Annotated in this window: 13 protein-coding genes; 10 read left to right on the top strand and 3 right to left on the bottom strand. The window is 62.4% G+C overall.

Annotation, left to right across the window (positions count from 1 at the left end):
• The first annotated feature begins 600 nt into the window (after positions 1-600).
• The 5 genes from ACK6BI_RS01890 (at position 601) to ACK6BI_RS01910 (ending at position 5,941) form a co-directional block, all read left to right on the top strand.
• Positions 601-1,956, top strand: a complete 1,356-nt coding sequence (locus ACK6BI_RS01890; protein ID WP_409315787.1) for a M16 family metallopeptidase — start codon at positions 601-603, stop codon at positions 1,954-1,956.
• A complete protein-coding gene (locus ACK6BI_RS01895) occupies positions 1,949-3,436 on the top strand; it encodes a M16 family metallopeptidase (RefSeq protein WP_409315788.1) in 1,488 nt (495 codons plus the stop codon). Before ACK6BI_RS01890 ends, ACK6BI_RS01895 begins: the two co-directional genes overlap by 8 nt.
• Positions 3,436-4,044 (top strand): 16S rRNA (guanine(966)-N(2))-methyltransferase RsmD, encoded by a 609-nt coding sequence (gene rsmD, locus ACK6BI_RS01900; protein WP_409315789.1) that lies wholly within the window; start codon positions 3,436-3,438, stop codon positions 4,042-4,044. Before ACK6BI_RS01895 ends, rsmD begins: the two co-directional genes overlap by 1 nt.
• 63 nt (positions 4,045-4,107) lie before the next feature.
• Positions 4,108-5,106 carry a hydrolase gene (locus ACK6BI_RS01905; RefSeq protein ID WP_409315790.1) on the top strand — a complete coding sequence of 333 codons (999 nt, stop codon included), beginning with the start codon at positions 4,108-4,110 and terminating at the stop codon, positions 5,104-5,106.
• Positions 5,107-5,110: 4 nt separating this feature from the next.
• On the top strand, positions 5,111-5,941 hold the full coding sequence (locus ACK6BI_RS01910) for an AraC family ligand binding domain-containing protein (RefSeq protein ID WP_409315791.1): 831 nt from the start codon (positions 5,111-5,113) through the stop codon (positions 5,939-5,941).
• 6 nt (positions 5,942-5,947) lie between these two features.
• Here the strand turns inward: ACK6BI_RS01910 and ACK6BI_RS01915 are convergent, their stop codons facing one another.
• Together ACK6BI_RS01915 and ACK6BI_RS01920 are read right to left on the bottom strand one after the other, a co-directional pair.
• Positions 5,948-6,802, bottom strand: a complete 855-nt coding sequence (locus ACK6BI_RS01915) for a sulfurtransferase (RefSeq protein ID WP_409315792.1) — start codon at positions 6,800-6,802, stop codon at positions 5,948-5,950.
• Positions 6,803-6,829: 27 nt separating this feature from the next.
• Positions 6,830-7,501, bottom strand: a complete 672-nt coding sequence (locus ACK6BI_RS01920; RefSeq protein ID WP_065258928.1) for a TetR/AcrR family transcriptional regulator — start codon at positions 7,499-7,501, stop codon at positions 6,830-6,832.
• A gap of 138 nt (positions 7,502-7,639) precedes the next feature.
• Between ACK6BI_RS01920 and ACK6BI_RS01925 the strand changes: the two genes are divergently transcribed.
• The 5 genes from ACK6BI_RS01925 to ACK6BI_RS01945 all read left to right on the top strand — a co-directional run bounded on the left by ACK6BI_RS01925 (position 7,640) and on the right by ACK6BI_RS01945 (position 12,225).
• On the top strand, positions 7,640-9,070 hold the full coding sequence (locus tag ACK6BI_RS01925; protein WP_409315793.1) for a coniferyl aldehyde dehydrogenase: 1,431 nt from the start codon (positions 7,640-7,642) through the stop codon (positions 9,068-9,070).
• Between the two features lie 24 nt (positions 9,071-9,094).
• Positions 9,095-9,640 carry a twin-arginine translocation pathway signal protein gene (locus ACK6BI_RS01930; RefSeq protein ID WP_409315794.1) on the top strand — a complete coding sequence of 182 codons (546 nt, stop codon included), beginning with the start codon at positions 9,095-9,097 and terminating at the stop codon, positions 9,638-9,640.
• Between the two features lie 40 nt (positions 9,641-9,680).
• Positions 9,681-11,276, top strand: coding sequence for a GMC family oxidoreductase N-terminal domain-containing protein (locus ACK6BI_RS01935; RefSeq protein ID WP_409315795.1), 1,596 nt, complete (start codon positions 9,681-9,683; stop codon positions 11,274-11,276).
• Between the two features lie 115 nt (positions 11,277-11,391).
• The gene (coaD, locus tag ACK6BI_RS01940) at positions 11,392-11,871 is read left to right on the top strand and encodes a pantetheine-phosphate adenylyltransferase (protein WP_003229157.1); all 480 of its coding nucleotides are present in this window, start codon (positions 11,392-11,394) and stop codon (positions 11,869-11,871) included.
• A 102-nt stretch (positions 11,872-11,973) separates the two neighbouring features.
• A complete protein-coding gene (locus tag ACK6BI_RS01945) occupies positions 11,974-12,225 on the top strand; it encodes a YfhL family 4Fe-4S dicluster ferredoxin (RefSeq protein WP_010222176.1) in 252 nt (83 codons plus the stop codon).
• 38 nt (positions 12,226-12,263) lie between these two features.
• Here the strand turns inward: ACK6BI_RS01945 and ACK6BI_RS01950 are convergent, their stop codons facing one another.
• Positions 12,264-12,587 (bottom strand): multidrug transporter, encoded by a 324-nt coding sequence (locus tag ACK6BI_RS01950; protein WP_409315796.1) that lies wholly within the window; start codon positions 12,585-12,587, stop codon positions 12,264-12,266.
• Positions 12,588-12,641 lie beyond the last annotated feature (54 nt).

A 12,641-nucleotide genomic window follows, 5' to 3' on the forward strand; every position in this document is an offset into this window, starting at 1 on the left:
GCTATCTCACGGTAGCGAAGCGCCACAGGGGCGCCCCGGCAAATAAATATTCGATGCAGAACAGACTGTGTTTCACCCAGCTTGTTCACGCGCAACATTTTGTCGAGGCGCCAAAAGCACCTCAAAGGTCTTTAAATACGAAGGACTGGAACGGCATTGTCGGCGAAAACGCAGAGTTTAGCTGACAAACTCAAAGCTTCTGCCGGTAACCCGTACAACCTATAGACCGATCAGTGGCCTGATAGGCGTGGCCGCCAGTAAAACGGATCAGTATCCTAGGGCGTGTCATCGATCATTACCAGTACCGCGTGGCCGCCTGAAAACGGGCCAGACAAGGCGCAGGCCGCAGGGAATGTGCTTTCCTTCCCAAGGACTGCAACGCAGTATGGCCCGTTTTCAGGCACCACCCGGAGGGCCGGGCCTGATAGTGTGCAGGGCTGCGTTGCTCGGAGCTTATTTGGAACAACCAAACCGCACTCCTCGCGCCTTGCCCTGCACACTATCAGGCCCGGCGCGGTACTGGTAATGATCGATGACACGCCCTACCTCTCGCCCGCCTAGGCTAAGACCAAGCGGGCAGCCGAACAGGTTTAAAAACGAATGAATGCTCTAGCCCGCCGCGCTGCAGGCCTGCTGCTCAGCACAGTCTGCCTGCCCCTTTCGGCCCTGGCGGCCGACCCGCAACCGACCCACGAATTCACCCTCGACAACGGTCTGAAAGTCGTCGTGCGCGAAGACCATCGCGCGCCGGTGGTGGTGTCTCAGGTCTGGTACAAGGTTGGTTCCAGCTACGAAACTCCGGGCCAGACCGGTCTGTCCCATGCCCTGGAGCACATGATGTTCAAGGGCAGCGAGAAAGTCGGCCCCGGTGAAGCCTCGCTGATCCTGCGCGACCTCGGCGCCGAAGAGAACGCCTTCACCAGCGATGACTTCACTGCCTACTACCAGGTGCTGGCCCGCGACCGCCTGGGCGTCGCCTTCGAACTGGAAGCCGACCGCATGGCCAACCTGCGCTTGCCGGCCGACGAGTTCGCCAAGGAAATCGAAGTCATCAAGGAAGAGCGCCGCCTGCGCACCGACGACAAGCCGATGTCCAAGGCCTACGAGCGCTACAAGGCCATGGCCTACCCGGCCAGCGGTTATCACACGCCAACCATCGGCTGGATGGCTGACCTGGACCGGATGAAAGTCGAAGAGCTGCGCCACTGGTATCAGTCCTGGTATGTGCCGAACAACGCCACGCTGGTGGTGGTCGGCGACGTGACCCCGGACGAAGTGAAAACCCTCGCCCAGCGCTACTTCGGTCCGATCCCGAAACGTGACGTGCCTCCATCGAAAAAACCGCTGGAACTGGCCGAACCTGGCGAGCGCCAGATCACGCTGCACGTGCAGACCCAACTGCCCAGCCTGATGCTCGGTTTCAACGTGCCGAGCCTGGCCACCGCCAAAGACAAACGGTCGATCAACGCCTTGCGTCTGATTTCGGCCCTGCTGGACGGCGGCTACAGCGGGCGTATCCCGACGCAACTGGAGCGCGGTGAAGAGCTGGTGTCCGGCGGTTCCTCGAGCTACGACGCCTACACCCGCGGCGACAGTCTGTTCACCCTGTCGGCCACGCCGAACACCCAGAAGAAAAAGACCATGGCCCAGGCTGAAGCCGGCCTGTGGAAGCTGTTGGATCAGCTGAAAACTACCGCTCCGTCTGCCGAAGAACTGGAGCGGGTGCGGGCGCAAGTCATCGCCGGTCTGGTTTTCGAACGCGATTCGATCACCAGCCAGGCCACCGCCATCGGCCAACTGGAGACCGTAGGTCTGTCGTGGAAGCTGATGGACACCGAGCTGGCCGATCTGGAAAGCGTCACCCCGCAAGACATCCAGAACGCCGCCAAACAGTATTTCACCCGCGAACGTCTCAGCGTCGCCCACGTCCTGCCACTGGAGACGACTCATGAGTGAGCGCAAAACCCCACGCCTGCTGCTCGGCCTGATCGCCGTGGCAGTGATCGGCTCCGCCGCGCTGTATCTGGCGCCGAGCGACAACAGCAAGGCCAGCGAAGCCCTGGATAACGCCAAATCCAGTCAGAAGCTGCAATCACTGGCCGAACTCGACGGCAAGGCCCCGGCCAGCCGCAAGCTCGACGTGCAGACCTGGAGCACCGCCGAAGGCGCCAAGGTTTTGTTCGTCGAAGCTCGTGAACTGCCGATGTTCGATCTGCGCCTGATCTTCTCCGCCGGCAGCAGCCAGGATGGCAACGCACCGGGTCTGGCGCTGCTGACCAACGCCATGCTCAACGAAGGCGTGGCGGGCAAGGATGTCGGCGCCATCGCCCAAGGGTTCGAAGGCCTGGGCGCGGACTTCGGCAACGGCGCCTACAAGGACATGGCCATCGTTTCGTTGCGCAGCCTGAGTGCCGCCGACAAGCGTGAACCGGCGCTGAAGCTGTTCTCGGAGGTGATCGGCAAACCGACCTTCCCCGCCGATTCCCTTGCACGCATCAAGAACCAGATGCTCGCCGGTTTCGAGTACCAGAAACAGAACCCCGGCAAGCTCGCCAGCCTGGAATTGATGAAGCGCCTGTACGGTGATCATCCTTACGCCCATTCCAGCGATGGCAGCGCGCAAAGCGTGCCGAAAATCACCCTGGCGCAACTGCGTGAATTCCACGCCAAAGCCTATGCGGCCGGCAACGTGGTCATTGCGCTGGTGGGCGATTTGTCCCGCAGTGAAGCCGAGGCAATTGCCAGTCAGGTCTCTGCCGCCCTGCCGAAAGGCCCGGCACTGGCGAAGATCGCCCAGCCGCAGGAGCCGAAAGCCAGCGTGGGTCACATCGAGTTCCCGTCCAAGCAGACCACTCTGATGCTCGCGCAACTGGGCATCGACCGCGACGACCCGGACTATGCCGCCCTGTCGATGGGCAACCAGATCCTCGGCGGCGGTGGCTTCGGCACGCGTTTGATGAGCGAAGTCCGCGAGAAACGCGGCCTGGCCTACGGCGTGTACTCGGCCTTCAGCCCGATGCAGGCACGCGGTCCGTTCATGATCAACCTGCAGACCCGCGCGGAAATGAGCGAAGGCACTCTGAAACTGGTGCAGGACGTACTCGCCGACTACCTGAAGACCGGTCCGACCCAGAAAGAACTGGATGACGCCAAGCGCGAGCTGGCCGGCAGTTTCCCGCTGTCCACCGCGAGCAACGCCGATATCGTCGGCCAACTCGGCGCCATGGGCTTCTACAACCTGCCGCTGAGTTATCTGGATGATTTCATGCGTCAGTCCCAGAGCCTGACGGTCGAGCAGGTGCGCGACGCCCTGAACAAACACCTGAGCACGGACAAAATGGTCATCGTCAGCGCTGGCCCGACCGTGCCGCAAAAGCCGTTACCGGCCCCATCTGACAAACCCGCCGAGCAGCCGCTCGGGGTTCCGGAGCACTAATGGCAAGTCCGAAGAAACCTGCACAAAAACTGCACAACGGCGTGAACCAGTTGCGCATCATCGGCGGCGAATGGCGCAGCCGCAAACTGAGCTTCCCCGATGTACCGAGCCTGCGCCCGACGCCGGACCGCGTGCGTGAAACCCTGTTCAACTGGCTCGCGCCGTATGTTGCCGGGGCCAAGGTGTTCGATCCGTTCGCCGGCAGCGGCGCATTGTTTCTGGAGGCGCTGTCCCGTGGCGCGTCCATGGGTCAGGCGCTGGATGCCAGCCACGTTGCGGTCTCCAGCCTGAAAGAACACCTCGGCACCCTGCGCTGCACCAACGGCCAGGTGCAGACCGCCGATGCCTTGCGCTACCTGGAAACCCAGCCTGCAACCGCGTTCGATCTGGTGTTCCTCGACCCGCCGTTCAACCAGAACCTGCTGCCCGCCGCCTGCACCCTGCTGGAAGAACGCCAATGGCTGGCCGACGATGCGTGGATCTACACTGAAAGCGAAACCGCGCCATCGACCCTCGGTCTGCCAGGCAACTGGCGCCTGCACCGCGAGCAAAAATCCGGGCAGGTGTATTACGCGTTGTGGCAACGTATGGCAGTGATCGCCGGTTAACCGACCGGCCTGAAAAAGCAGCGGGCTTCAGCCGAGGCTCGCTGCGCTGCATCGAGAGCCATCGTGTCCCTTTCGTCAAAACCGTTCATCCCCGCCTTCGGCCTTGGCAATCCACACCTGCAAACCCTGTGGGGACCGCTGTGGCGCAAAACCGTGCACCTTGATCGCCAGCGCGAACGACTGTGGCTGGAAGACGGCGATTTTCTCGACCTCGACTGGCACGGCCCGCACAGCGCCGAAGCACCGCTCGTGCTGGTGTTGCACGGGCTGACCGGGTCTTCCAATTCGCCTTACGTCGCCGGCATCCAGGCAGCGCTCGCCGCCCAAGGCTGGGCCAGCGTCGCCCTGAACTGGCGCGGCTGCTCGGGTGAACCGAACCTGTTGCCGCGCAGCTACCACTCCGGCGCCAGCGAAGACCTTGCCGAAACCATCCGCCACCTCAAGGCCAAACGCCCTCTTGCTCCGCTGTACGCGGTCGGCTACTCGCTGGGGGGCAACGTGTTGCTCAAGCATCTGGGGGAATCCGGTAGCGCCAGCGGCGTGCTCGGGGCGGTGGCGGTGTCGGTGCCGTTTCGTCTTGATCAGTGTGCCGACCGCATCGGCAAAGGGTTTTCGAAGGTCTATCAAGCGCACTTCATGCGCGAGATGGTGGCCTACATCAAGAACAAGCAACGCCAGTTCCAGCATGACGGCCGCGAGGACGGTCTCGCCGCACTGGCCGCCCTCGGTTCACTGGAAAACATGCGCACCTTCTGGGATTTCGATGGCCGGGTGACTGCGCCATTGAATGGCTTTGTCGATGCCGAGGATTACTATCGTCGCGCTTCGAGCCGCTACTATCTCGGCGAAATCCGAACGCCGACCCTGATCATTCAGGCGGCAGACGATCCGTTCGTGTTCCCGCACAGCCTGCCGCAGGCCAATGAACTGTCGTCTTCGACGCAATTCGAATTGCAGAACAAGGGCGGGCATGTCGGTTTCGTCGACGGCTCGTTCCGCCAGCCGGGCTATTACCTGGAACGGCGCATTCCCCAATGGCTGGCCGATACGGTGCGCGGCTGACATCATGAACGATCAGGGCGAATCGATCCGTTTCTGGCAAACCGCGCCGCTGGCCGGTGTCGAACTGCTCTCGGCACGCTACATCGAGCATCGTTTCGCCCCACATGTCCACGACGGCTACGTGATCGGCATGATCATGGCCGGCGCCCAGCGCTACCGTTATCGCGGTGCCGAACACCTGGCCGGCAGCGGCACGCTGGTGCTGATCAACCCGGACGAGTTGCACACCGGTCACAAAGGCACCGAGGACGGCTGGTTGTATCGGGCCTTCTATCCGGACACCGGCAAGATTGTCTCGCTGCTTGAAGAACTGGAGTTGCCGAACGCGCCGATGCCGGCCTTCGGCGCGACGCTGTACCGCGATCCGGATCTGGTCAACGGCTTCAGCCAGTTGCACCGCTTGCTGGAAAGCCCCGCCACCGCCCTGCAACAGCAGACGGTGTGGCGCGAAATGATGATGTTGCTGCTGCAACGCCATGCCGCAGTGCGGATCAACGGCAAACCCGGAAAAGAGCACCGCGCAGTGGTGATGGCCAAGGAGTTGCTGCATGCACAACTGGCGGCCCCACCCTCGCTAGAAGAGCTGGCAGCGGCGGTGAACCTGTCGCCCTTCCACTTCGCCCGGGTATTCCGCCGCGCCACCGGCATGCCGCCGCACACCTGGCTGATGCAGCAACGGATCGCCCGCGCACGGGGCCTGTTGCAGAGCGGCTGCCTGCCGGTGGAAGTCGCCACGCAACTGGGGTTTGCCGACCAGAGTCATCTGAGCCGGCAGTTCAAACAGGTTTATGGCGTGGGGCCAGCGGCCTATCGCAGTGCGCGGCTGGAGCGCTGAACGCGCTTACTCGCCGGTGGCAATACCGCGAGAAGGCTCGTTGATCCACTCGCTCCACGACCCGGCATACAACGTACCCAACGGATAACCCGCCAGACAAAGGGCGAACAGGTTATGGCACGCCGTCACCCCCGAGCCGCAGTACGCCACCAGATCCGCAGGCGAACGCTCGCCGAGTTTCGCGGCAAAGCGCTGCTTGAGCTGATCCGCCGGAAGGAAACGTCCATCACTGCCCAGGTTATCGGTGAACGCCGCGCATTGCGCGCCAGGAATGTGCCCTGCTATTGGATCGATCGGTTCCACTTCGCCCTTGAAACGCGGCAAGGCGCGGGCATCGAGCAGGGTCAGGCCTGGCTGACCGAGGCGCTGCAGCAATTGATCGGCGCCGAGCAGCAGTGTTTTGTCCGGATGGCCGCTGAAGTTGCCCCGGACCGTCGCCGGCGGATCGAGACTCAGCGGCAGACCGGCCGCGTGCCAGGCCTTGAGTCCCCCATCAAGAATGAACACGCCATCGCGCTTGCCCAGCCATGCCAGCAACCACCAAGCCCGCGCCGCGTAGGCTCCTGGGCCGTCGTCATACAGAACCACGTCACTGTCGTTGCTGATGCCGAATGCTTGCAACCGTTCGATCAGCGTCGCCGGCTCCGGCAACGGATGACGCCCGGTCACGCCCTTGGTCACCGGGCCGCTGAGGTCGCGCTCCAGATCCGCGAAACTCGCTCCGGCAATGTGCCCTTCGGCATAGCTGCGCTGGCCGTAGTCCGGGTCTTCGAGGGCAAAACGGCAATCGAGAATCACCAGCCCCGGCTGCTCCTTGCGGGCCTCCAGCGTGGTCGGGCTGATCAGTTGTGCAATCGGCATGGCGAACGACTCCTGTGAGCGGATGGGTCAGGACCTTTCTTCGAGGGCCTGGGCCAACGGTACGTAGAATTCTTCGAACAGTGCGTTGACCTCATCGCGGGCCTGCTCGGTGACAAACCCCGCTTCCAGCACCAGCACCTGATACACGCCGCGTTTGATGGCCTGCTCGCTGAGGTGATTGGAGTTCTCCCGGGTCGTGCACAGGAAGCGCACCCAAGAGGTGAGGATGATCCACGCGTTGAGGGTCAGGGATTCGATCTGCACCCGGTCCATCTTCAGGATGCCGGCAGCGACGAAACCTTCATAGATCGCCGCGCCCTGAATCACGCAACGCTGGGAAAAACGCCGGTAACGCGCGGCCAGGTCCGGGTCGCTGTCGAGCAGGTGTTCGAGATCGCGATGCAGGAAACGGTAGCGCCACATCGCCGACAGCAATTCCTTGAGGTAGAAGCGCTTGTCCTCGACGGTCGCGGCACGGCCCTGGGGCGGGCGCAGGAAGCTGTCCACCAGGCTTTCGTACTCACTGAACAGCACGGCGATGATCGCCTGCTTGTTGGGGAAGTGGTAGTACAGATTGCCCGGAGAAATCTCCATGTGGGCGGCGATGTGGTTGGTGCTGATGCTGCGCTCGCCCTGCTGATTGAACAGCTCGAGGCTGTTCTGCACGATGCGCTCGCTGGTTTTGATCCGTGGGGCCATGGCTTGAGCTTTAATTCAGAGTGCGTTGGGGGGCATCTTACGGCCTAACCGGAATTGGATAAAACACAAGGAAGTCATTTGACTTTATAGAGCATAGACTCTAAAAAGTTCCTCACGACAATAAAATCGGAGCCGACAATGACAGCCGACATCGCCTACCTGCAAACGCTGCAACAGCCGCTGGAGGAGCTCAACCGGTTGTTCGAGGCGCAGCGTGCCGCCTACGCCGCCAATCCGATGCCGCCCGCCGCCCAGCGCCAGCAATGGCTCAAGGCCCTGCGCGATCTGCTGAGCAGCGAACGGCAGGCACTGGTCGAGGCCATCAGCTCGGACTTCAGCCATCGCAGCGCCGATGAAACCCTGCTCGCCGAGCTGATGCCGAGCCTGCACGGCATTCATTACGCCAGCAGGCATATCAATCAGTGGATGAAACCTTCGCGGCGCAAGGTCGGCGTCGCGTTCCAGCCTGCGTCGGCCAAAGTCGTGTACCAGCCGCTGGGCGTAGTGGGCGTCATCGTGCCGTGGAACTACCCGTTATTCCTGGCCATGGGCCCGTTGACCGGCGCTCTCGCCGCCGGCAACCGTGTGATGCTCAAGCTCAGCGAGTCGACCCCGGCCACCGGTCTGCTGCTCAAGCAATTACTGGCGCGGATCTTCCCCGAAGACCTCGTCTGCGTGGTGCTCGGCGAGGCCGATGTCGGCGTGGCCTTCTCGAAACTGCGCTTCGATCACCTGCTATTCACCGGCGCCACCAGCATTGGCAAGCATGTGATGCGTGCGGCGGCGGAAAACCTCACGCCGGTGACTCTGGAGCTGGGCGGCAAGTCGCCCGCCATCGTCTCCCGCGACGTGCCGCTCAAGGACGCCGCCGAACGCATCGCTTTCGGCAAGACCCTCAACGCCGGCCAGACCTGCGTGGCCCCGGATTACGTGCTGGTGCCGCAAGAGCGGGTCGGCGCTTTCGTTGAAGCCTATCGTCAGGCGGTGTGCGGGTTTTATCCGACACTGACCGACAACCCGGACTACACCGCCATCATCAACGAACGCCAACTGGCGCGCCTGAACAGCTACCTCAGCGACGCTACCGGCAAGGGAGCGCTGTTGATTCCGCTGTTCGACCAGGGTCAGGGCCGGCGCATGCCCCACAGCCTGTTATTGAATGTCAGCGACGAAATGACCGTGATGCAGGACGAAATATTCGGCCCGCTGCTGCCGATCGTGCCGTATCAGGACCTGGATCAGGCATTCGCTTACATCAATCAGCTGCCTCGTCCTCTGGCGCTTTACTACTTCGGCTACGACAAACGCGAACAGAACCGCGTGCTCCATGAAACCCATTCCGGCGGTGTGTGCCTGAACGACACCCTGCTGCATGTGGCTCAGGACGACTTGCCATTCGGCGGCATCGGCCCGTCGGGGATGGGCCACTACCACGGGCATGAAGGCTTCCTGACGTTCAGCAAGGCCAAGAGCGTGCTGGTCAAACAGCGCTTCAACGCGGCGAAGCTGATCTATCCGCCCTACGGCAAATCAATCCAGAAACTGATCCAGAAACTGTTCATTCGCTAACGTCACCGCCGGGTAATAACAACAATGCACCCAAGCCTGACCGAAACACCTGCCTTCTCGCGCCGCGGCCTGCTCAAGTTCAGCCTCGGCGCTACGGCGTTCCTCGCCACTGCCGGCCTCGGTGCCAGCCTCAGTGGCTGCTCATCGAGCGTATCGGCCAACGGTTTCAGCACGTTGCGCAGCGGGGATCTGCTGTTTCTGCGCGCCGTGATTCCGGTGATGCTCGAGGGCGCCGTCGCTGGGGAAAAAATGCCCACGGCCGTCGACGGCACCTTGAAATCCCTGGACTACAGCCTCGATCACCTGTCACCGGAAATGCTCAAGCTCACCCGGCAGTTGTTCGATGTGCTGGGCATGGCCGTGACCCGCGGACCGCTGACCGGCATCTGGGGCAGTTGGGAAAACGCCAGTTCCGAGGCGATCCGGCACTTTCTTGATCGCTGGGAAAACAGTTCGTTGAGCCTTTTGCGCATGGGGCACAGCTCCCTGCTGCAAATGGTGATGATGGCCTGGTACACCCGCGCCGAATCCTGGGCCCATTGCGGTTATCCCGGCCCGCCCACGGTTTAAGTCCCGCGCCGCCCCGAAAAATAATAAGAGAACCTGATCGATGCCCGTACCCGACCCGTTTCGCGAAGGCCTTGCCCGTGGCTGGAAAACCCACAACGGCGCACAACTGACCGGCGACCTGACCCTTGAAGCCGACGTGGCGATCATCGGCAGCGGTGCCGGCGGCGGCACCACGGCGGAAATCCTCAGTGCCGCCGGCTACAGGGTGCTGTTGATCGAAGAAGGCCCGCTCAAGACCAGCAGCGACTTCAAGATGCTCGAAGACAAGGCCTACAGCAGCCTCTATCAGGAAGGCATCGGGCGCATGAGCAAGGACGGCGCAATCACCATCCTCCAGGGCCGCGCGGTGGGTGGCACCACCCTGATCAACTGGACCTCGAGTTTTCGCACACCTGAACCGACCCTCGAACACTGGGCCAAAGAGCACAACGTCAAAGGCCACAGCCCCGCCGACATGGCGCCGTGGTTCGAAAAAATGGAGCAGCGTCTCGGCGTCGCTCCGTGGATGGTCCCGCCCAACGCCAACAACGATGTGATCCGCAAGGGCTGCGAACAACTCGGTTACAGCTGGCACGTGATCCCGCGCAACGTGCGCGGCTGCTGGAACCTCGGCTACTGCGGCATGGGCTGCCCGACCAACGCCAAGCAATCGATGATGGTCACCACCATTCCGGCGACCCTGGAAAAGGGTGGCGAGCTGCTCTATCTGGCCCGCGCTGAAAAACTGCTGATCAACGGCGACAAGGTGACCGGCCTGCAATGCGTCGCGATGGACGAACGCTGCGTAGAGCCGACCGGGCGGCAGATCACGGTCAAGGCTCGCCATTACGTGCTGGCCGGCGGCGGAATCAACAGCCCTGCCCTGCTGCTGCGCTCGGACGCACCGGATCCGCACAAGCGCCTCGGCAAGCGCACGTTCCTGCACCCGGTGAACATGTCCGCCGGGCGGTTCGACGAGGTCATCAACCCGTTTTACGGGGCGCCGCAGTCGATCTACTCCGACCATTTCCAGTGGAAGGACGGCACCACCGGGCCGATGGCCTTCAAACTCGAAGTGCCGCCGCTGCACCCGGCGCTGGCCGCCACCTTGCTCGGCGGCTTCGGCCAGGAAAACGCGCAGCACATGGCGGATTTGCCGCACACCCACGCCATGCTGGCGCTGCTGCGTGACGGCTTTCACCCCGACAGCCAGGGCGGTAGCGTCGAATTGCGCGGTGACGGCTCGCCCGTGCTCGACTATCAGGTTTCGTCCTACGCCTGGGACGGTTTGCGCCGGGCTTTCCACGTCATGGCCGAAATCCAGTTCGCCGGCGGTGCCAGAGCGGTGATGCCGATGCATGCGGATGCGCGCTATGTGAACAGCCTGGCCGAGGCCCGGACAATGATCGACGGCTTGAGCCTTGAGCTGTACCGCACGCGACTGGGCAGTGCCCATGTCATGGGCGGCTGCGCCATGGGCGAAGACCCGAAAACCGCTGTTACCGACAGCCTCGGCCGCCATCACCAGTTGCGCAATTTGTCGATTCACGACGGCTCGCTGTTCCCTACCAGCATCGGCGCCAACCCGCAGTTGTCGGTTTATGGCCTGACAGCACAACTGGCGACCTCCCTCGGCGAACGGCTGAAAAACCCTTGAAAAAGCCGAAGATTCGTACCGTCCATCGTGCTTTCTTACCCAAAAGGCGACTTGGCCGACCGGGACGGCTGCGATACCATCCGACTCCCCAACGGATTCCCGCCAGGACGACGCGATGAACCGAGTGTTGTACCCAGGTACCTTCGACCCTATTACCAAGGGCCATGGCGATCTGGTCGAACGCGCCTCGCGCCTGTTCGACCATGTGATCATCGCCGTCGCCGCCAGCCCCAAGAAAAATCCGCTGTTCCCGCTGGAACAACGGGTCGAGCTGGCCCGCGAAGTCACCAAGCACCTGCCGAACGTGGAAGTGGTCGGCTTTTCGACGCTGCTGGCGCATTTCGCCAAGGAACAGAACGCCAATGTGTTCCTGCGCGGCCTGCGTGCGGTGTCGGACTTCGAATACGAATTTCAGCTGGCCAACATGAACCGTCAGTTGGCACCGGATGTGGAAAGTCTGTTTCTCACTCCGTCCGAACGTTATTCGTTCATTTCCTCGACACTGGTGCGGGAAATCGCGGCCCTGGGCGGCGATATCAGCAAGTTCGTTCACCCGGCGGTGGCCGACGCCCTGACCCTGCGCTTCAAGAAGTAACGACCGTTCAAACGGCGCCCGCGTGCACTGCGGGCGCCAATGCGGCACAATTGCGCGCATTGATTCATAGCGCCCGGGCTTGCCGCCCCGGCTGGAGTTAGCATGTCCCTGATCATCACCGACGATTGCATCAACTGCGACGTCTGCGAACCCGAGTGCCCGAACGCCGCCATTTCCCAGGGCGAAGAAATCTACGTGATCGACCCGAACCTGTGCACCCAGTGCGTCGGCCACTATGACGAGCCGCAGTGCCAGCAGGTCTGCCCGGTGGATTGTATTCCACTGGACGAAGCCCATCCGGAGACTGAAGAACAGTTGATGGAGAAATACCGCCGGATCACCGGCAAGGCTTGAGCCTCTGACCGCGATCGCAGCGCCAGGCTGCGATCGCGTCATTCGCGCTGCTCGAATCCTTCCCCGGTACATCCCAGGCAGCGCACGAACGCCGCTTTCGCCGGCGCCACCACCAGCGCCTCCCCCGCATCGCCGACACCGCCACCCAGCGCGGTAAACGGCAACGACACCACAAATACCCCCGCACCGATCACTGTCGCCGCCACCAGCAATGGTCGGGCAATCAGCAGATCGCCGATCATGGCGTAGGCCGGTGGATTCTGGATGGCGTAACGCGGATCACCGCTGCCACCTTCCGTAGCCTGAACGGTCAGGCTGGCACACAGCAGCAGTACGAGAAAAAGGGCTTGCGAGGATTTCATGGCACGATCCTTCGGGCTGAACAGTGAGACAACTCACTATAGACCGTAGGACTT

Source organism: Pseudomonas sp. KCJK9016 (assembly GCF_046231795.1).
Taxonomy (GTDB): domain Bacteria; phylum Pseudomonadota; class Gammaproteobacteria; order Pseudomonadales; family Pseudomonadaceae; genus Aquipseudomonas; species Aquipseudomonas bananamidigenes.